The following is a 20,518-nucleotide window of genomic DNA, read 5'->3' as shown; positions in this document are numbered from 1 at the left end:
GGAGTGCTCTGAGCGAGCACTTCCGCCTGCTCAAAACCTCACTACAGATTACTCTTGAAACAACTTCTAATAATCGATGTTGCCCTGCCACCATTACAAAAACTGCAGTTACACCCCCATCACTGCAACGACCCACAACTTCCAGGCCGCCTTGTTTTTAAACGAGAAATATCCACATACAAAAAGAAATAGAAAACCCCGTCACATGCCATTTATTTCCCTTTAAAAAATCATCAGGAAAGTTCTTACAGGCACAGTCATCAACCAAGTAAGACTCGCCCCTTTATCAATCAAATTTCCCGCACTAGAATCCCGCCCCGTCATGACACGCAATAAAAACGCCATACCGTTTGATATAAACAGATACATATAACGCAAAAAACTTTCGACACTTCACCTCGCCATAAGGTTCTTACCGTGAAAAAAACAGTATCCGCACTGGGCCTGACCGTGGCCGCCGCACTTTACGCAGCGTCGGCATCGGCCAATACCGGCACCATCAACTTCGAAGGCAAGATCACCAGCAGTACCTGCCCGATTGAAGTCGTCAATCCCGGCGACGGCGCAGTGGGCAATCTGGTGAAAATGGGTTCGGTCGACGCCAGCCGTTTTACCAGCGTGGGCCAGGAATACAGCGGCAAGCGATTTGCCCTGCGCATCGACGATAAAGGCAGCTGCGGTCTGACCGGCGTCGATGACGTCGCCAAGGTGACATTCAACGGTACTGCTGACACCTCTGGCAGCTATTTCGGTGTTACCCCTACCTCGGATGGAGCGACCGGCGTGGCCATCGTGATCAAGGACCACACCGGCGCGGCTGTTGCCCCCGGCGCGGAATCTGCCGAGTACCCGCTGATCAAGGACGGCATCACAGACATGGTATTCGATGCCTACTACCGCTCGACCGCTGCCACAGTCACTGCGGGTACGGCCTCGGCAGACGTGCAGTTCGTCGTTGCAATCAACTGATCTGCCCGCTGGCTTCCGACATGGTCGTCCACGCACCATCCACCTGAAACATCGTCAATGCATCCAGACCTCCTGAGGTCTGGATGCACAAGGTAAATCCAATGATCGGCGTAACCCGTCAGCAGGTTTTTCCAGGCCGTGCACGTGCGCTTTGCGTGGCTTTGCTCATGCTCACCGCTTTCATGCACGAAGCTCGTGCGGCATTGACCGTCAATGCAACTCGCGTGGTATTTGCCAGCGACAAGCGCAGCACTTCGGTCATCATTTCCAACCCGAGCAATCGACCTTTCGCCGTTCAGACGTGGGTCAACACCCAGGCGGACGACGCCACCTCACTCGTGCCGTTTGCCCCCTCACCTTCGCTGTTTCGCCTCAACCCCGGCAAGGAACAGCAGGTGCAGATAAACGGCCTGCCCAATGATCTGCCCGATGATCGCGAATCGCTGTTTTTCTTCAACGTCCAGGAAATCCCACAGGCCGACGCGTCACAAGGCAACGTACTGAACATCGCACTGCGCACACGCCTGAAACTGTTCTATCGGCCTGCGCAGCTCAAGGACAACCCCATCTCGCGGCTCAAGGATCTGCAATGGTCGATCAGCAGTCTGGAGGGAAAAACCTACCTGACTGCCGCCAATCCGACGCCTTTTCACGTGTCGTTCATCCGTCTGGAAGTCAATGGCAGCGGCAAGACTGAAAAGCTCAGGCAGGCCACCATGCTCGCCCCCTTTTCGACCCAACGTTACCTGCTGGATGAAACCTACGCGACACCAGGCGTGCAAGTGGTGTTTTCGGCTATCAACGATTACGGCGGTTACAGCACGCCACAGACCGCCCCTGCCTTGCTGACACCCTGAGTCGGCCTTTTTTGGATTCACCTCCAGGACATTGAAAATGAAGCTATTACCCGAATCCGGGCTCATACCGGTGCGCCTGCGTTTCATGCGCCTGTTATTGGTATGCGGAAGCGGTGCCCTGGTCCTGAAGCCGAGCTCCAGTGCTGCGGCTACGCTCCAGTTCCAGTCAGGCTTCCTGCGTCAGGGCCCCGGTTATTCCAGCGATGCCGGCGTACAGGCGCTCGATTCGCTCACCGACACTCAGGATCTGGTCCCGGGAAACTACTGGATAGAGATCTACGTGAACACGCGCTATTTCGGCCAGAGACAAATCCGTTTTATCCAACGGCCGACGGACGAAGGTCTCGTGCCCTGTTTCTCCAGCCCAATGCTGGAACAGATGGGGCTTCGGGTTGAAAGCCTTGCCGAACCTGCCTTGTTGCAAGAGCAGTGCGTCGACCTGCTGCGACTGGTCCCGGGATCACAAATCGAATTCGACGGCGGCAGGCTCCAGTTGTCACTCTCCGTCCCGCAGGTCGCCATGCGCCGCGACATGATCGGCCAGGTCGATCCAGCCCTCTGGGATCATGGTATCAACGCTGCGTTTTTCAGCTATCAGGCGTCAGCTCAGCAAAGCACCGCAACCCATACCGGAAGGCGCAACAGCGCTGACCTCTACCTCAATAGCGGGATCAATCTGGGTGCCTGGCGACTGCGCAGCAATCAAAGCATACGCCACGATGAAGAAGGAGGCCGCCAATGGAAACGGGCCTACGCCTATGCACAGCGGGATCTGCCAGGTACTCATGCGAACCTGACCCTGGGCGAGACCTATACCGCAGGTGACGTCTTCGCAAGCGTGCCGATAGAAGGGGCGCTCATCAGGACCGATCAGGAAATGCTGCCGGATGCGCTTCAAGGCTACGCACCGGTGATCCGTGGTGTTGCACAAAGCCGCGCCAAACTGGAAGTGCTTCAAAACGGCTATCCGATCTATTCAACCTACGTCAGTGCGGGCCCCTATGTGATTGAAGATCTGACCACAGCAGGCAGCGGCGAACTGGAAGTCGTGCTGACCGAGGCCGATGGGCAGGTCCGGCGCTTTATCCAGCCCTACGCCACGATCAGCAATCTGCTGCGCGAAGGCGTATGGAGGTACAGCGCTGCGCTCGGACGTTACAACGGCGCTCGGGACAGCGAACAGCCCTGGCTGTGGCAAGGCACTTTGGCCATGGGTATCGGCTGGAACTCGACGCTTTATGGTGGCTTGATGACCAGTGATATCTATCACGCCGGAGCGCTCGGAATATCAAGGGACATGGGACAGCTGGGTGCCCTGGCCTTCGACCTCACCCATTCGCGTGCCGATACAGACCGGCTTGATGAGAACAGCGTGCAAGGCATGAGTTATGCGATCAAATACGGCAAGGCATTCGCGACCGACACAAGCCTGCGTTTCGCGGGTTATCGCTACTCCACCGAAGGGTATCGGGACTTCGACGAAGCTGTGCGCCAACGCGACCAGAGCAACACGTTCAGCGGCAGCAGACGCAGCCGTCTGGAAGCGTCCATTCATCAACGGATCGGGTCACGCAGCAGCCTCGGCATGACGCTGTCACAACAGGACTACTGGGGTACCCGGAGTGAGCAACGCCAGTATCAATTCAACTTCAACACTCGATATGCCGGCATCACCTATAACCTGTATGCCTCGCAATCGCTGAGCGAGGGGCGCAATCGCAACAGCGATCGGCAAATCGGTCTCAGTCTGTCAATGCCTCTGGACATCGGTCATTCCAGCAATGTCACGTTCGATACGCAAAGCAGCGGCAGCCGTCACAGTCAAAGAGCGAGCCTGAGTGGCAGCCTTGACGATAACCGCCTCAGCTACCGAACCAGCCTGAGCAGTGACGACGGGCACCAACGCAGCGTCGGGCTTTCGGCAGGCTACCAGGCCGCTTTCGGCAGCGTTGGTGCAGGCGTCACTCAAGGTACCGGTTATCGCAGCACATCGATCAACGCCAATGGCGCCGTTCTGCTCCACGCCGACGGCATCGAGCTGGGACCCAATCTGGGCGACACCATTGCGCTGGTGCAAGTGCCTGGCACGCCAGGTGTCGGCATTCTCAACGCCACAGGGGTCGAAACAAACCGCCAGGGCTACGCGTTGGTCCCCTATCTGCGCCCCTACAGGTACAACCAGATTGCTCTGCAGACCGATCAGCTCGGCCCGGAAGTCGAAATCGAAAACGGCAGCGCTCAAGTGGTTCCCACACGAGGGGCCGTGATCAAGACCACCTTCGCTGCCCGTACGGTCACGCGACTGATCATTACCGCCCGGACCGCCGGGGGTCAGCCTTTGCCATTCGGAGCCCGGATCAGCGATGCAACCGGAAAGCCGCTGGGAATTGCCGGCCAGGGTGGACAGGTCCTGATCGCCACTGACGCCCGACCGCAGACCCTTGACGTGCGCTGGGGCGAACAAGGCGAGCCGCAATGCCAACTGCACATTGATCCAGCAAGCATGCCGCAGACCGATGGCTATCGCTTGCAAGAGCTGACCTGCACCTGATCGCCACGCAACCGACACCGTCAAACCGCCCGCCGCCAAGGAATACTTGATGAACGACCCAATGAAGCGCCTGACACGGGGCCTGATCGCCCTTGGTGTCCTCTACGGTGCCAGCGTCCAGGCACAACCGCAAAAGCAAAACCCCAACAACGATTGTTACTGGGTTTCTACCCCTGGAATCAAAGACTTCCGTCGCGACATCGGCACGCTGTATATCCCCCGGGATGCACGCATCGGCAGCGTTATCGGTACGGTGGACATGAGCGCGAGAAGCACTGATCTTGCCAACCTGCACGCCGCCTGTGGCAACAACGGCACGGTGCTTCTCGAATTCAACGCGGTCGCAACTGCACCGATCTTTCCGGGCGTAATCGACCCGATCAATGGTGAAGATGTAACCGGCAAAATATTGCAAACCAATATTCCAGGCGTCGGTGTCAGGATCAAACTGGGTTATCCGTTCACTACCCCGTTTGGCCCTTGCGCCAATTGCTTCTTACCGGTGGGGGGAAATCCGACGGTGCCCTACCTCGGGATCAACGACCACCAGCAGATGCTGACTTCGCTCAGCATGACGTATCTGACTAATGTGATAACACTGGTGAAGACCGGACCGATCCCGCCTGGCCCGCATCAACTGGACGGTGGCGAACTCTGGTCCGGCAGCGTCACGACGCTGGGCAGGATCATGAGATACGGACTGGTCGGCACCATCATCCAGGCTCAGTGCACTGTAGGCAGCAACCCGGTCAGTGCAGATCCGGTACAACTGGGTGAATGGAACAGCTCGGACTTTACAGGACCAGGCTTTACCACCCCCCCGGTTCCTTTCAGCATTGCCCTGAGCAATTGCGAGACCGATGCCAGCGGAGCGTTCGTGAGCACCGCACACATCCAGTTGGACGGCGTCAATGGCTCAACACCTATTGGGCAGGCCAGCAACGGAATTTTCAGCCTGACGAGCGATTCGGGAGCTGAGGGGATGGGCATTCAGATCCTCAAGGCCGATGGTGTTACGCCGATGGAACTGCAGGCAGAAGTGCCTCTGGTCACGATCATGCCGGGCAGCACCACGGTCAATTTCAATGCCCGTTTCTACCAGACCCATACCAGAAGCGAGATTCGTCCGGGGCTGGCAAAAGGAGCGCTCAGTTTCACGATGACCTACCGGTAGTGGTGAGCGCTCGATAGCCGACTTTCCGGATCAGTTGGACAGCGTCGGCCTCAGCGACCCGAATGGCAGCCAGCTGACTTTCTCATCGAAACTCACCTTCGTGCGCACTTCCAGCAGACCACCTGTCTTGAAACGTTGCAGGTCGGTTTTGGTGATGTGCCCGACATCGATGGTATCGGCGACATGGGGGACCGGAGACTCTTTCAAGACATCAATGGTCAGGTTCTGTCCTCCGACGCTCAGGCCGATGACCTGAATGTTGATGAATTGGCTGGTGTCCATGAACGGCCAGCTACCCAGCGTAAAAAGGGCCCTTCCGCCATCTGCAATGCTGCCCAGACTCAACCGCCCGCCCGAAACCTTGTCGCACTGCACCACGGGAAAGCCGCTGATCGTCGACACCCTCAAGGTGTGAGTGTTCGAAACGTGAGGATCCGCGACACCGCTTTCGTGCACCTCGTAATAGACCGGAATTGATTTTCCGAAGTGCTGCGCGATGCAGGTGGACGGGATGCTGAACGCCCTCGCATCCTCCTTTGACGTGAGATAGGAACCCACGCTCTCTGGCTCCGCCCACTGCACCGAGACTGTTTCTCCGGCACGGATCACAGCGTCGTCGGGTATTGTTACCGTGGCGCCGTGGATGGCATTTATCGGGTCGAGCGTGCTGGTTGCTGCCGATCCAGTCGCTTGTGTGACTCTCGGGGGAGGCAGTACGCGAGGTGCAGGCTGGGCCTTGACCTCAAGTTCAAAGGGGTGGGAATACGGGCTGAGATTGCCCGCCCGATCGCGGAGTCTGTAGAACGCGTAACGCGTTCCGTCCTGGCGCGACAGAATCATGTCACCACCAAACGCGAGCGCGACCGGCTTGCCCACTTCTTCTCGCTCCAGGATCCTGGTTGAAACCACATCAGCGTCACTGAAATTGAAGGCATTTTCACTCCAGTACCAAGTCACCACATCACCTGCCTTGCCGCCACTGTAAGCAGGCACAATGCCAATGACCTTATTGTCGTGGTCGTGCAGATACTGTTCTGTGATAGTCGCAGTGTCGAACTCCAACTGGCCGGAGGCGGCGTTCAGTACAGGAGCGATCACATCCACCGTAACGATCTGTCTCAACGAATCGTTCGAGTTGCCATCTGAATTGACCACAACGTAATGAAGCTCATGCGCCCCTTGGGTCAATTGCGCAACAGGTATGTCGAAGATCAGATCGTTCGCAGGCAAGGTAGGCACCTCGCCATCCAGCTCCCGTCTGTCAAGCAGCTTTTCATCCCATAATATGTTGAGATAAAAACGCTCATTGGGCTTGGGGGTGTATCCCCAGGCAGGCACTTCGATCCGCAATGGCGAGGTCGCCAAGCAGGCGGGCAGCAGACCCGTTTCGTCCCATCGGGAATCGTCAGCCATCAAATCGGCGACAACGGGCAACGCGAGTTCTTGCTTTGGAGTGGAGTCGGTCATGTGCACCCTCACCATCCGTTTCATAGCGTCATGAAATCGGCATCAATTCTTCAAGATCCAGATTTAACACGCTGACCCGTGTCGTAAACACTGGCAGATCTGCTAGGTCGTCGATGAGAGACATACGAAAAAAGGGAAGACCTGCTGGCCTTCCCTTTGGATGCGGTAGAAATTTCTGGCGATTACCAGTTGTACCTGAGTCCGACGTTGGCACCCCAAGGCTGCTCAATGCTGCTGCCATTGCTGTATTCGAAGTCCATGTGCGCCTCCAGCCGCTCGGAAAACGCAACGGCGACGCCAGCTCCCAGCTCACCGCGTGAACCGGAAATGTCATTGTCGAACCGGTTTTCGTTCACTTTCACTTCGTTGCTTTTGACGAACTCATGTGCCAGCGCGACGCGCAGATATGGCTGAACGATCCGGCCCTGCCCCATATCGAAGTTGCGCCCTGTCGTGACACCCACCTTGCCCAACAGCGAGCGGGTCGAATCACCCTCGGCACGCAGACCGTTATCCAGCTCGTAATCCTTGCTTTCGATTAATGCCCCGATCAGTTGGGTATAGGGCTCGACGTAATAGCTGCCGTCCAGTTTGATGTGACGCCCAAACTCAACGGACGCACCAACGCCGGAATTGCTGTAGTCCCCCTTGGTGCGCGTACCATCACTGAGATTCACTCGCGCCTTGTTATTGAAGCGGTTGAGCTTGATCACGCCGTCCAGATAATAGCCGCTCTGGCTGTCCAGCCAGGTGCTGTAGGCGCCCACGTAATAACTGTCAACCTTGCCGTTGGCTCCCAGATCCAGATCCAGGTCGGACGTGCTTTGCCCAGCCATCACGCCTGCCAGCCATTGCCCGTTAGAGGTCGGTATGCTGCCGTCCGCTCCCAAAGCAGTTCCGTGCTGCACCTGTTTGTAGCCGAAGCCGGATGCATTGGCCACATTGAATTTATTGCCGTAAGACCTCATCCAGACGCCTGAGCGCCCACCATTGGCGCGCAGCTCACCCATACGTGTGCGCAGACTGCTCAACTCGCCGTACCACACGGTAGGTGCGGCGTTGAACAGGGCCAGAACTGTCTGCGGTGCAGGACCGATCGTGCGGGTAGTAGCGTCCAGATACCAGTCGTTGTCGCCCTGCTTGATCAGGTCATAAGACCAGGTGCCCAGGTCCACGCGTCCGCCGACCAGCGCGAAACTGGCATCACCCGCTTGAGCATGCACCACATGCAGACTGGTGTCGGTAGTCGGATCGCTGCCAGTACTGCCGACCAGCAACTGGTGGCTGCCCGTCGCGCTGCCAGTGATGTCGATAAAATCGGTTTGCGCCCCGCCGAAGTCCACATCCATCCTGAAGGTGCCGCTGCCAGACAGATTGGCGACCGAAAGGGTGTAAAACGCGGCAGCCTCGCCGAGCTGGACGGCACCGCCGTTCATCACGAGGTTTTCGACGTTGCCGTTGTCGACCATCGTCCACTGCGACCCGTTGCCGACAGCTACACTGCGAGTGTTTTCAAGACGACCGGTCAGTAGAGAGCCGTTGTCCAGTCGCACATTGGCCGTACCGCCGGACTCGGCAACGATATCGCCCGTGAGGCTACTCTGGTTTAGAGTGACGGTGGCCGTACTGCTGGCATCAACCTGGACATTACCGTTCAGGCGGCTGTCGTTGACGTTCAGGGTAGCGTGCGACCCGTCCGCGGTTTCGAGGATATTTCCGTTGCCGCCCGTCAAGGTGGAACCGTTATTCACATTGATGACGGCGATGGGTAGAGCGCTTGTCGGGTTCGATTGTGCGACCCTGATTGCAGCACCGGTCTGCCCGGTCACCTGGCTGGCATCGAGGCTCAACGAACCCTCCCTGTAACCCTGTTCTGCGACGACCAGCACACCCTGCTTAGTACCGGTAATGCTACTGCCGCTCGCCTCGGCCGCGCCTGCAATCAGTCGCAGGCCCAAACCGCTGGTACCGTTGCCGGTCAACGTCGAGTTCTGCAAATTGAGCAGGCTGAAGTGCGTCACCGAAGCCCCGGCAGTCACGCCAGTGCTGGTGCTGTTGGTCAGGGTCACGGTCGAGCCGAAGGTATTGCTTGACTGCCTTATAAGGGAAAGGCCGCTACCCGTGCTGTTGAGCAATGTACTGTCGACGATCGTTCCCTGGCTTTCGTTCAACGTCGTTCCGCTTCTGACCGTCGAGCCTGTCATCGTAAACGATGAGCCGAACGACAAATCGGCGTACTCGATCGAGGATCCGGCGGTCATCGTCAAGGTGGAGTTCCGCACAATGACCGAGCCGTGCTGGGTTCCACCTTTGACATTCAGCGTTCCCCCCTCGGTCACGATGTAGTTATTACTATTGCTGAGTCGATCAATGTCCAGAACGCCCTTGACTGGAATAGTGGCACCCAGCGCCGTATGGCTGAAGAGAAAAACCGGCAAGAGCGACGTCAGGTTGATCGCAGCCGGCAAGGGGCGACGAATGAACAAATCGGCGATCGACATACATAATATCCTTGAGGCCATGGGCGGCTGATACGCATCGGGTAATGCCAGCCGGGCCCTTCATAAGTGAGCGGCCGCGCAGACTACATGCTTGCACCTCAAACTTATGCAAGACCAATCTGATGTTATTGTAGGACTCGTCCTACGTAATAATGCCGTCAGCCTCTAAGTTTAAAGCCTGGAATTCAACGCAACAGAACGTTTTGAACTATAAATTCATCGGCTTAGTTAAATCGGGTGGCCCGCAACAGAAAGGATGGACGCCTCGATTTCGCGACCCTTTGAATCAAAATCGGCAATACCCACCCCCCTACAATCCTCAGGTATTGCCGTATTCACTACAGTTCAATCGTCACGCCGCGTCGCAGGCCGTCATTCAGCGAGATCGGGGATATCGCAAACTCCCGGTTCTTCCCGTGTGCACAGGTTTAACTCGCCTGGCAGTACGCGCGTTACAACGACCAGGGTCGATTTGACACTTATCTGGGTTGGCGATTTCTTCAACACATAGGTGACGCGGCCACTGCCACGCGTCACGATGGGCTCGATGTAATCGGTATAAGGCACCGTGATGGTAAAACCGTTTCTCACTGCGTCGTCATCCAGCGTTACAGTGGGCGCCGAATAGGCCGTTCCAGGAATAGGCGAGTTACCTTGCGAGTCATCGTATGCCTGCCAGCTGACATCAACCGTGTTACCCACTTCGAAACTCACCCGATCCCCCGGGATCCTGGCTTTGATTCCGTCCCAGGGTTTCGAGCAGCAGTTGATCACCGGAATGGCCGGATTTCCTCCGGAATACCGGTCTGGAAACTCTACATCGGCGAGTTCTTCCGACTCGACGATAGTCACCTTTACCAGGGTACGCGGGGATTGTTGCTCGTTGACGCCATTCCAGGTGCTGTAATAGACCGGTAATTGTTCGTTGTAGCCACCTTGCTGGATTTTGTCCCAAGGCACTGTGAACTCAACGGGATCGGCGGGCGGGTCGGTAATAACCACCTCATCGACATGAGGTATCAGCGCCCCCCAGAACAGACGCAGGCTCTGTCCGGCGATCACAGGATTTGGCGTCACCAGCGCCTTGGCATCCTGCCCCTTGTCCTCCTCGCTTAGCTCGTTATCTACAGGCCCGCGGCTCTTGATGACCACCGGTGGCAGCTTGTCATTTATCGGATCAGGCCCTTCGGGATCCGGATCCGGATCTGGATTGACACCTGCCACGGTGAAATCCACAGAGATGTCAATTTCCGAAGATTTTGTCTTGGCAGCGCCCCGGACCACGCTATAACTCACTTTGAAGCTGCGCGCGTCCAGCGCTCCTTCTGCCGACAACGTAGGCCAGTCAATGAAAATCGACATCGGAAAGGTTGACAGAGGCACCGCTGGAACCGTGGTGTTTTCCCAATTGACCTCAATCATGTCCTTGCCTGGTTGCGGGTTGCCGTAACCCGGCGCGGGAATTTCCACGTACACGCCCAGACGCGCGTCGGCACGATCGATCAAACCATCATCTGCCAGCGGTACCAGCGGCGCCACAAGACTTTCCGGCGACGGATCAAGATCAACGTAGATCTCCTGCCACCTTGAGGGCTGACCCAGGTTGCCGGTTCGATCGACATAGCGATAAAGCACTGCGATCGAGCCATCCTGAAGCGTTTTGACGAGATCAGCGTCAAGGCTTATGACCGGGTCACCAGCTCCTGGCAAGGCTTGATCCTTTGAGACGGTAATGGATTCGATGTGGTCTATCGGATCGGCCATGCTTTTTGGACCGACCGCCCCCCAATACAATCGAATATCATCCCCGGCAATGATATCGCTGGTACGAGGAATACTGATATCAAGCGTCGCATGAGCATCGAAGTACGCCAGTGTAAGGCCGTTACCGATGACGTCTTGCGGCAAGCCGGGAGTCTGCCCGGGAATGTTTCCGTTGGGCGCCGTGTGGTCGACAGTCACTGACCGGGAAGCCGAACCAATTGTGTTGCCATCACTATTTGCGTGCAGATATTCAATCTTATAGGCGCCTTCGGATTCGAATTTATCTGCGGGTATCACATATTCGCGAATGGCAGGGGTCACTGGATCAGGCAGGTTGATAACATCCAGTCGATCTCCATTCATGAAGAAATGCAGTTGTTCATAAGGGTTCAGTTGTACAGAGTTCGGAATCCTGATCGTCCAGTCGTTTCCCCACTGAGTTCTGGGCCAGAGGTACCTTTCATCTCCATCAATAAACCCGAGCACGCCATCGACGTCGGGCTGATCCAGGTCCACCTTTTTCTGTGAACCCTCGGAACGTTTTTTTCGATAGGACTGCCGCGCCTGCTCAGCGGCGGTCAGTTCGGGTTGAGGTTTTGATACAGTCATCAATGCGTCTCCCTGACGAAGACCCGCCGGACCGACGGGCAATGACACATGGGCCTGAACGGACTTTCATGACCGAGAAGGCGACCTGCCGGCACGCAGCAACACTGCGGTTGCGCGGCCGTACAGACGCCATTTAACGTGGACAGCGGCGTTGTCGATACTGTTGGAAACGCTAGGTGCATGCACAGAAATGAGGTAAAAATTCTGAGGTGTATCAACTCCGATACATTCCCGACATGCCGATGACAATCAGAAGCCCCACCCTCTCGCCGCGCCTCCCGGCGAATCGGTATGACGGGAGCCTGAATCATCAACAGCGGCCAACCATGGCAGCATCAACAGGCAGCACAGGCACTATGCAGGCATTCACCGAGAATTCATCCGGCACTACCGCCCCCGAGCAGCGCTGGGCAGTGCGCGCCCTGATCGTCGATGACGACGTGGCGATCCGTGAACTGCTGTGCGATTACCTGACGCGCTTCAATATTCAGGCACGCGGCGTGACTGACGGTGCCCAGATGCGTCTTGCCCTTAGCGAAGAAAGCTTCGACGTAGTCGTGCTGGACCTGATGTTGCCCGGCGAGGACGGCCTGTCGCTGTGCCGCTGGCTACGCAGCACCTCGGACATCCCTATCCTGATGCTGACCGCCCGTTGCGAACCCACCGACCGAATCATCGGCCTGGAACTGGGTGCAGACGACTACATGGCCAAGCCGTTCGAGCCCCGCGAACTGGTAGCACGCATTCAGACAGTCCTGCGCCGGGTCCGCGATGAACGCAGCGATCAGCGCAGCACGATTCGCTTCAACACTTGGCGCTTGAATAGCGTGCTGCGCCAATTGATCGCGCCTGACGGCCTTGTCGTGCCACTGTCGAACGCCGAGTTTCGCCTGCTTCGGGTGTTCATAGAACGTCCGCATCGCGTACTGAGCCGCGAGCAATTGTTGGATGCCGCCCGAGGCCGCTCCATCGAGGCATTTGATCGCAGCATCGACCTGCTGGTCTCGCGCCTGCGCCAAAAGCTGGCTGACGACCCGAAGAACCCGCAACTGATCAAGACCGTACGCGGCGAAGGCTATCTGTTCGATGCCAGGGACCTGGGTTGATCCGCAGGTTCGATACGCTCTTCGCCCGCCTCTTCGGTGGCGCGCTATTGGCCATTCTGCTCGCTCACCTGCTGGCGTTCATTTGGTTCATGAATTACGGCATGCACCCGATGCAGCCTCCGCCAGGGGGTGAACTTTCTGTCCAGCACGATCAGAGCAGGCCGGATTATCCGGACGAGCGACGCAGACCGCCCAGACCACCACTACTGGGCGGTCCTGTCGTGCCACTGATCTTTCAGTTCATTACGCTGATCATCGCAGCGTGGTATGGCGCCAAGGCCCTGAGTCGTCCTGTGCAGCGATTGAGCGAAGCCGCCGAACGCCTGAGTGAAAACCTCGACAGCCCGCCGCTGGAAATCTCCGGCCCGCGCGAAGCACGTCAGGCGGCGCAGACCTTCAACCTGATGCAGCACAAGCTCCGTGAGCAGATGCAGCAACGCGGGCGCATGCTGGCAGCGGTCTCTCATGACCTGCGCACGCCCCTGTCGCGGCTCAAGCTGCGTGTCGAACAGATCGAGGATCCCAGGCTGCACGGGCAGATGACCCAGGACCTCAACGACATGATCAACATGCTTGACGCGACCCTGGCGTACCTCAACGAACACCGCAGAACCGAAGTCCTGCAACAGCTGGATTTGCAGGCGCTGATCGAATCACATGCTGAAAACGCGCAGGACAATGGCGACGATGTTCAATACGAAGGCCAGTGCAAGCCGCTGAAAACCCAGCCCATGGCGCTGCGCTCATGCCTGCAGAACCTTGTCGATAACGCCCTGCGCTACGCAGGCAGCGCGAAGATCGTGATTGAGGACGGCGCTGATCGGGTCAAGATTTCGGTCGTCGATCATGGCCCCGGCATTGCGCCTGAACTGCATGAGAGCGTGTTCGAGCCCTTTTATCGACTGGAAGGTTCACGCAATCGCAACTCCGGTGGCGTCGGCATGGGCATGACCATCGCCCGTGAAGCAGCGCGACGGATCGGGGGGGAATTGTCGCTGGAACAGACACCGGGTGGAGGACTGACGGCAGTGCTGTATTTGCCGCGTCATTGAGCCCCGGACGCCACAGGTATTGGCCCTGCGACGTCGCTGGCCTGCGCGAACGTCAATTCAACGCGGCGTGCGCGCCCTCTCGCTGCCCACCCAATCCGTCAACAGACTATAAGCTACCGCCAGTAAAGTCGGCCCGATGAACAGACCGATAAAACCGAACGCCAGCAGCCCGCCAAAAACACCCAACAATACAATCACCAACGGCAGGTTGCCGCCCCGGCTGATCAGGTACGGCTTGAGCACGTTGTCCACGCCACTGATGACGAACATGCCCCAGATGCCTAGGAACACGGCCATGCCGTACTCACCCTGCCACACCAGCCAGGCGGTGGCCGGCAGCCAGACCAGCGGCGGGCCCATGGGGATAAGGCTGAACAGGAAGGTCAGAATACCCAGCACCAGCGCGCCGGGAATGCCTGCAATCAGGAAACCGATCAGCGCCAGCACCGCCTGGGCAGCAGCGGTACCGATCACACCGTTGACCACGCGCTGAACCGTACCAGCGACCAGATCCAGATAATACTGGGCTCGATCGCCGATCAGACGCTCGAGCAGGCTGAGCACGAAGGCCGCCAGACGCGGGCCGTCGCGGTAGAAGAAAAACGCAAAGACGATGCTCAGGGTCAGCTCGAGAATACCGCCACCGATTTGCGCACTGCGCGCCAGCAACCAGTTACCGACTTCGCCCAAATAGGGTTTGACCGTCGTCATGAAGGCTGCGCCCTGCTGATCGATGGTGGTCCAGAAACCCACCAGCCGCTCACCCACGATCGGAATGCCTGCCAGCCAGGTGGGCGGATCCGGCAGACCATCGACCTGAACATCTTTGACAAACGCCGTGGCATCACGCACGTGGTCAGCCAGATTGAAACCCAACCATACCAGCGGCGCGGCCACCAATAGCAGCCAGCATAGACTCATGACCAATGCGGCCAGCGATTCCCGCCCCTTGAACCAGCGCGTCAGCAGGCGCATCAACGGCCAACTGGCAAACGCCAGCACCGCGCCCCAGACCAGTGCCGACCAGAACGGCGCCATCACCCACAGGCAAGCGCCGAACAGGGCCAGCAGCAGGATCTGAACCAGTAGACGATCGTTGTTGAACATGAAGGGCCTGCGAGAAGGAATCGGAAGTGGCGAGCATAAAGACGAACACGGCTCGCGTCAGCCGTATTCGTCGCGAGCAGAACATGGAACGCTAGCGAATCACTTCGATGGACACGCCCTTTTTATCGGCACCGCCGGTCTCCAGTCGTGCAGCACGGACACCCTTGGCGATCAACGCATCGCGCCATGCAGCCGCGCTGGCCCCGGAAACGGTGACACGCAATGTGCTGTCGAGGTTGAGCCCGCGCGATATCAACGTCACCCAGGTCTCCTGAGGGTCGCCACTCAACCTTGGCAGATCGAGCCTGCCGGTGCTCTTGAGCTGACGCAGCAAGGTAGCCGAGGTCGGCAACAGATCGCCCAGCGGCGCGGCGGATTCGAACTGCTCGACATGCAGATAGGCACGGCGATTGCCACGGGTAATGCTGTAGAGCGCAACCAGCGTATCCGTATCGGGTTCAGCAAGGCGCAACAGCAGATACGCTTGCCGGTCATCGGCGCCGTACAATTTGGAGTTGCCGAATACCTCGTTGGCCCACAGGCTGCTTTCGCCACAGTCGCGGGCCTGGCACCAGAACAGTAACTCGGCACCCTGTTGTTGCAAGGCTTCGCGCGCTGCGGTGAATGCGTCGTCAGAAGAATGCTCGGCAGGCAGCTGATAGGTAACCGACGTCAGATTGCCTCGCGCACTGACCTGACCATCGAACCGCAACTGGCCGCTGATCTTGCGGATCGAGCCCATCGGGTAGACACGTTCGAGTTCGGCGCGGGGGCGATAGTCGACGATTTCAGAGTCGGCCAGCCGCGGCAGAATCTGCAAATCCTGACTGCCCGGCAGATCGGCAGCACCCACCATGGCACTGAAGACCGACGCAAGGAGTGCGACGAATGGAACACTTGATACACGCATGAGTGCTCTCATTGGCAGGCAGACAAAAGGAAAACGTTAAGGGCATTGCCAACAAGGCAATCTTGCAGAGTGGAGGATTGATCCATCGTGGTTGGCTCCTGTTTCAACCTGCTCAGCGTCGGCAGTTGCCGACCGCAAGTCAAGAAGCAGCGAAGAAGCGATTGAAACAGCGTGCAACAGCGCACGCGCCCTCCTCGTCATCCAGATGCAGGTGATGGCCGCCCGGCAAGGTTTCGATGCCGAAAGGCAGACGCTCGATGACGTCGTGCTTTTTTGCCAGCATGCCCTCGCGAGCGATGACCAGTTGCGTCGGACATTTCACATTGTTGATGAACGCCATGGCCTGTTCGTGAGTCAGGCGCGTTGCAGAAGGCAGGGTCAGGCGGCTGTCGCTGCGCCAGGTGTATCCACCCGGCACCGGCATCAGTCCGCGCTGCGCGAGCAACTCGGCAGCCTCTCGGCTGACTGCCACCACGCCCTTCATGCGCGCCTGAATGGCCCGGTCCTGATCCTGATAAACCGGTTTTTTCTTGCCGGGCAATGCCAGTTGCGCCTGCAGCGCAGCGCCCATCCTTTCGGCAGAAGAGTCAGCCTCGCCTGTCAGCGGGATCAGGCCGTCGATCAAAGCAAGATGGCTAATTCGCTCGGGCAGCGCGCCAGCCAGCATGACCGAAATGATTGCCCCCAACGAATGCCCGAGCAGCGCGAAGCGCGACCAGCCCAACTGCTCGGCGACCTGAAGGACGTCGAACACATAATCGGCCAACGCATAGCCGGCACCTGCCGGTCGGTGATCGGAGTGACCGTGCCCGGCCAGATCCAGTGCCACGATACGCAGGCCGTCAAGCTTCGGGGCAAGTCTGGCAAAGCTGTTGGCGTTGTCGAGCCAGCCATGCAACGCGATGACCGGCGTGCCTTCTTCGGGGCCGAACAGATGCGCAGCAAGCTCGACATGCCCGAGGCTCAGGCGCACTTCCTCGACAGCACACTTCATGCAGGAGTTTTCTGTGCGTGACGACGTGCATTGCGTTCGTCCCAGCGCGCGAACAGTGATTTGAGCAACTGCGCCGTTTCATCCGGCCTTTCCAGTGGAAACATGTGCCCTCCCGGCATCGACAGGTATTCGCCTTCACGCATGCGTCTGGCCAGATAGCCATGGTGCGGCATGATCACACGGCTGTGCTTGCCACGCACCATTGCCAGCGGCACCTTGAGCTGCCGTGATGGAACGGGGCTGGTGTGGGGAATGCTGCGGTAGATACTGATTTCAGTGGCCGGATCGAAGCGCAGGCGCAACTGCTCGCCATCCCGTTGCAGGCCATGCTGCAGATAGGCATCCAGGCATTCCGGATCGAATCTGCGAAACAGCGTCTTGCTGGAAAAATAGGCCCGCGCAGATTCCAGATCGGCAAAGGCCTCCCGACGCCCCAGCGTTCGCCCCGCAGGTGTGATCCGGTCAATGAACCCAAGACGCTTGGCAGCGCGGATGAACAACTGGTCAGCCAGCCCCAGTACCGGCGAATCGAGCATCACCACCCCTCGGTAAAGCTCGGGACAACGCAGGGCGGCATGCAGGTGCAACAACCCGCCCAGCGAATGCCCCACGCCCCACACCGGCTCGGCCTGCTCTCGCAAATGATGGATCAGTTCATCGACCAGATTCAGCCAGTTGTCGTCCACGGGAAAACGCGGATCATGGGCATGCTGTTCCAGATGTGCCACTGCATATTCAGGCCCCAGCGCAGCGAACAACTTGCCGTAGGTGGCCGAGGGAAAGCCATTGGCGTGGGCGAAGAACACGGGCTGGGGCATGCCGATAGACTCAAGGGCCGGACGAGTACTGATTGTGCGCACCGGGCCAAAACTACGACAACGATTGGAACTGCCATCGAAGGTGTCACTCCGGCCATTTACAGGCCGAAGTGTCAGAAGCCCGAGGCCAGTCAACGAGCTGGCGGTTCCTGCCCATGAGGCACCACGGCGACGGTCAGACGCGAGATACAGCTCAGCTTGCCCTCTTCTGTGGTGATTCGAATGTCCCAGACATGGGTCGTACGACCCAGGTGCACCGGCCTTACCACGCCTGTGACGCGTCCGGAACGCACGCCACGCAGGTGGTTGGCGTTGACCTCAAGCCCAACGCAGAAAAACTTGTCCGGATCCACAACCAGGTAGCTGGCCATCGAACCCAGTGATTCGGCAAGCACCACCGACGCGCCACCGTGCAGCAAGCCGAAGGGTTGATGGGTACGCTGATCGACCACCATGCTGGCGGTCAGGGAGTCGTCCGTGAAGGCTTCGAAGCGGATATCAAGCACTTCGCCGATGGTGTTCTTCTGCGCCTTCATCAGGGCATCGATATCCGGGGTGACACGCCATACACTCATGTTCAGTCCTTTTTATGGTGGGGTGACGCTGGTTTTTCACACGGCGAGCGGCCGACTTTTCGGTCCGCTCACACGTGGCGAATACTGTTGAGGTTCATGCCACCTGCGAGCACATGATCGCCTTCAAGCTCGGCAAGGCTGGCCGTGCTCATCGGTTCGGCATGCTGATAACTGCCGTGGGCCAGCAGCCCGATCAGGGCACCGACCAAAGGCTGGTGGCTGACCAGCAGGACTTCGTCGACAGTCAGCGCCGCGAGCTGATCCAGAACCTCACGCGGATCGCTGTCCGGTGTCAGCCATGGCACGGTCACGACCGCGTCATCGAAGCCCAGCGACCTGTGCACCAGCCCGGCTGTCTGCTGCGCGCGGACATAAGGGCTGGCAAGTATTTTCTGCAACGGCTTGTCACTCAGGTGAACGGCGCTCTTGAGCACTTCTTCTCGACCATGATCGGTCAGCTCCCGCTCGGCATCGCTGCGCGCCCGGGACTGGGCTTCGCCGTGGCGCAACACCCAGACCTTCATAGCTTCGGCTCCTCGTCACGCACCGGATGCGGCGCAGGGGCAACGAAATGCGCAGCTTCGCCCTCCGGCAAACGTGGCGTAGGCCAGTCAGCGAACGGCCAGGGTTTCTGATCAGAATGGAAGGTGCCGAAACGGCCGATCTGAGCCAGAAACTGGCTGAGGCTGTCGCCAAAATTCATCAGGCTGCCGCTGGGTGCGCCATAGATCAGGCGATAGCCCAGTTGCACAATGACCACGCCTGCCAGCACCACTTCTGCAACCTGCCAAACGATGACAAATAGCAGCATCCAGAGGATGCGCAGCGCGATGGATTCGTTCTTCTGGGTATTCGACTCGTTCAAGATCCTTCTCCCGGCTGAAGTGGTTTCAATTGAAGCCCGTGATTGAAATGAAATCGACGTCCGTCTTGGGCTCGGCGCGCATCAGCGCTTCGATGACCTGGTTGAGCGTACGACCTTCGAAAAGGATGGCATGCAGGCCCGCGACCAGTGGCATATAAACCTGGACTTCCTGGGCTTTGACCTTGAGCACCTTGAGGGTGTTCACCCCTTCTGCGACCTCGCCCAGACGCGTGACCGCCTCGTCGAGAGTCAGCCCCTGACCCAGCGCGAAACCGACTTGATAATTACGGCTTTTCGGCGACGAACAGGTGACGATCAGGTCGCCGACGCCGGCCAGCCCCAGAAACGTCATTGGGTTGGCACCCTGAGCCACGGCAAAACGGGTCATCTCGGCCAGGGCGCGTGTGATCAGCATGCTCTTGGTGTTCTCACCCATGTCCAGCGCCACGGCCATACCAGCGATGATCGCGTACACGTTCTTCAGCGCCCCGCCCAGTTCGACACCGAACCGATCAGCGCTGGCGTAAACCCGAAAGGTACGACCATGCAGAACGGCCTGCACCTGCTGACACAGCGCCTCGTCTTCGCTGGCGACCACGGTGGCGGTCAACGCATGCTCGGCGATTTCCCGCGCCAGATTCGGTCCGGACAACACGCCGATACGCGCCTGCGGCACGATTTCTTCGAGAATCTGACTCATCAGCTTGAACGTCTGCGCTTCGATACCCTTGGTCAGGCTCACCAGCATCTTGCCGCTCAGGCATTCGACATGAGGCGACAACACACCGCGCAGTGCGCTGGAGGGCAACGCGACGAAGATCAGCTCGCTGCCTTCAAGCGTTGCGGCCAGATCGGTTACAGGCTCCACTTCAGGCCGGACCTTGATGCCCTTGAGGTAGCGCGGGTTTTCACGGTTGACGCGAATGGCCTCCGCCTGCTCGGGATCACGCATCCACTGGCGAACCTGATGGCCGTTTTCGGCCAGAAGATTTGCGATGGCGGTGCCAAAGCTGCCGCCACCAAGAACCGCTACAGGCTGCTGCGTGGTCATAAATCAATCCATCCTGGGCCATTGACTGGCAATGTCGGCATTATACGGAGCGTTGCGTCATCGGCCAGCGTCAAACGCGCCAGAGCCTGTCAGCAAGCAATAAGGTGTCTGGAACTGCAGTTATCTCGGTTAACATATGCGCACACTG

General features: G+C 58.4%; 17 protein-coding genes. 6 read left to right on the top strand and 11 right to left on the bottom strand.

Annotated features, from left to right (window positions below; translation table 11 throughout):
* Positions 1 to 417: 417 nt before the first annotated feature.
* From CFBP1590_RS10245 to CFBP1590_RS10230, 4 genes are all read left to right on the top strand, one after another.
* Entirely contained in the window at positions 418 to 969 is a 552-nt protein-coding gene (locus CFBP1590_RS10245; RefSeq protein WP_029243922.1) for a fimbrial protein, read from the top strand.
* Between the two features lie 101 nt (positions 970 to 1,070).
* Entirely contained in the window at positions 1,071 to 1,826 is a 756-nt protein-coding gene (locus CFBP1590_RS10240) for a fimbrial biogenesis chaperone (RefSeq protein WP_088234962.1), read from the top strand.
* A 37-nt stretch (positions 1,827 to 1,863) separates the two neighbouring features.
* Positions 1,864 to 4,377, top strand: a complete 2,514-nt coding sequence (locus CFBP1590_RS10235; RefSeq protein WP_088234961.1) for a fimbria/pilus outer membrane usher protein — start codon at positions 1,864 to 1,866, stop codon at positions 4,375 to 4,377.
* 61 nt (positions 4,378 to 4,438) lie between these two features.
* On the top strand, positions 4,439 to 5,551 hold the full coding sequence (locus CFBP1590_RS10230) for a fimbrial protein (RefSeq protein ID WP_374729058.1): 1,113 nt from the start codon (positions 4,439 to 4,441) through the stop codon (positions 5,549 to 5,551).
* Positions 5,552 to 5,581: 30 nt separating this feature from the next.
* Here CFBP1590_RS10230 and CFBP1590_RS10225 read toward each other — a convergent pair whose 3' ends face one another.
* From CFBP1590_RS10225 to CFBP1590_RS10215, 3 genes are all read right to left on the bottom strand, one after another.
* The gene (locus tag CFBP1590_RS10225; protein WP_088234959.1) at positions 5,582 to 7,018 is read right to left on the bottom strand and encodes a hypothetical protein; all 1,437 of its coding nucleotides are present in this window, start codon (positions 7,016 to 7,018) and stop codon (positions 5,582 to 5,584) included.
* A gap of 182 nt (positions 7,019 to 7,200) precedes the next feature.
* A complete protein-coding gene (locus CFBP1590_RS10220) occupies positions 7,201 to 9,519 on the bottom strand; it encodes an autotransporter outer membrane beta-barrel domain-containing protein (protein ID WP_088234958.1) in 2,319 nt (772 codons plus the stop codon).
* A gap of 372 nt (positions 9,520 to 9,891) precedes the next feature.
* Positions 9,892 to 11,892: a hypothetical protein gene (locus CFBP1590_RS10215; protein ID WP_088234957.1), complete on the bottom strand. Its 2,001-nt coding sequence runs from the start codon at positions 11,890 to 11,892 to the stop codon at positions 9,892 to 9,894.
* A gap of 356 nt (positions 11,893 to 12,248) precedes the next feature.
* Between CFBP1590_RS10215 and CFBP1590_RS10210 the strand changes: the two genes are divergently transcribed.
* Together CFBP1590_RS10210 and CFBP1590_RS10205 are read left to right on the top strand one after the other, a co-directional pair.
* Complete coding sequence (locus CFBP1590_RS10210) at positions 12,249 to 12,998, top strand: response regulator (RefSeq protein WP_058433032.1); 750 nt, start codon at positions 12,249 to 12,251, stop codon at positions 12,996 to 12,998.
* Positions 12,995 to 14,050 (top strand): sensor histidine kinase, encoded by a 1,056-nt coding sequence (locus CFBP1590_RS10205; protein ID WP_088234956.1) that lies wholly within the window; start codon positions 12,995 to 12,997, stop codon positions 14,048 to 14,050. Before CFBP1590_RS10210 ends, CFBP1590_RS10205 begins: the two co-directional genes overlap by 4 nt.
* 57 nt (positions 14,051 to 14,107) lie before the next feature.
* Here CFBP1590_RS10205 and CFBP1590_RS10200 read toward each other — a convergent pair whose 3' ends face one another.
* From CFBP1590_RS10200 to CFBP1590_RS10165, 8 genes are all read right to left on the bottom strand, one after another.
* A complete protein-coding gene (locus tag CFBP1590_RS10200; RefSeq protein ID WP_029243914.1) occupies positions 14,108 to 15,157 on the bottom strand; it encodes an AI-2E family transporter in 1,050 nt (349 codons plus the stop codon).
* Between the two features lie 91 nt (positions 15,158 to 15,248).
* The gene (locus CFBP1590_RS10195; protein ID WP_080665301.1) at positions 15,249 to 16,079 is read right to left on the bottom strand and encodes a DUF4892 domain-containing protein; all 831 of its coding nucleotides are present in this window, start codon (positions 16,077 to 16,079) and stop codon (positions 15,249 to 15,251) included.
* Between the two features lie 127 nt (positions 16,080 to 16,206).
* The gene (locus CFBP1590_RS10190) at positions 16,207 to 17,061 is read right to left on the bottom strand and encodes an alpha/beta hydrolase (protein ID WP_088234955.1); all 855 of its coding nucleotides are present in this window, start codon (positions 17,059 to 17,061) and stop codon (positions 16,207 to 16,209) included.
* Complete coding sequence (locus CFBP1590_RS10185) at positions 17,058 to 17,879, bottom strand: alpha/beta fold hydrolase (protein ID WP_029243911.1); 822 nt, start codon at positions 17,877 to 17,879, stop codon at positions 17,058 to 17,060. The genes CFBP1590_RS10190 and CFBP1590_RS10185 overlap by 4 nt, the downstream gene beginning before the upstream one ends.
* A 131-nt stretch (positions 17,880 to 18,010) precedes the next feature.
* Positions 18,011 to 18,454 carry a hotdog fold thioesterase gene (locus tag CFBP1590_RS10180; RefSeq protein WP_058433027.1) on the bottom strand — a complete coding sequence of 148 codons (444 nt, stop codon included), beginning with the start codon at positions 18,452 to 18,454 and terminating at the stop codon, positions 18,011 to 18,013.
* 68 nt (positions 18,455 to 18,522) lie between these two features.
* The gene (sixA, locus tag CFBP1590_RS10175; RefSeq protein ID WP_058433026.1) at positions 18,523 to 18,978 is read right to left on the bottom strand and encodes a phosphohistidine phosphatase SixA; all 456 of its coding nucleotides are present in this window, start codon (positions 18,976 to 18,978) and stop codon (positions 18,523 to 18,525) included.
* Complete coding sequence (locus tag CFBP1590_RS10170; protein WP_058433025.1) at positions 18,975 to 19,319, bottom strand: DUF4389 domain-containing protein; 345 nt, start codon at positions 19,317 to 19,319, stop codon at positions 18,975 to 18,977. Before CFBP1590_RS10170 ends, sixA begins: the two co-directional genes overlap by 4 nt.
* A gap of 25 nt (positions 19,320 to 19,344) precedes the next feature.
* Entirely contained in the window at positions 19,345 to 20,370 is a 1,026-nt protein-coding gene (locus CFBP1590_RS10165) for an NAD(P)H-dependent glycerol-3-phosphate dehydrogenase (protein WP_025996428.1), read from the bottom strand.
* Positions 20,371 to 20,518 lie beyond the last annotated feature (148 nt).

The organism is Pseudomonas viridiflava, from assembly GCF_900184295.1.
GTDB classification, from domain to species: Bacteria; Pseudomonadota; Gammaproteobacteria; order Pseudomonadales; family Pseudomonadaceae; genus Aquipseudomonas; species Aquipseudomonas viridiflava.
The sequence above is the reverse complement of the archived record's forward strand: the minus strand, read 5'-3'. Positions and strand labels throughout refer to the sequence as shown.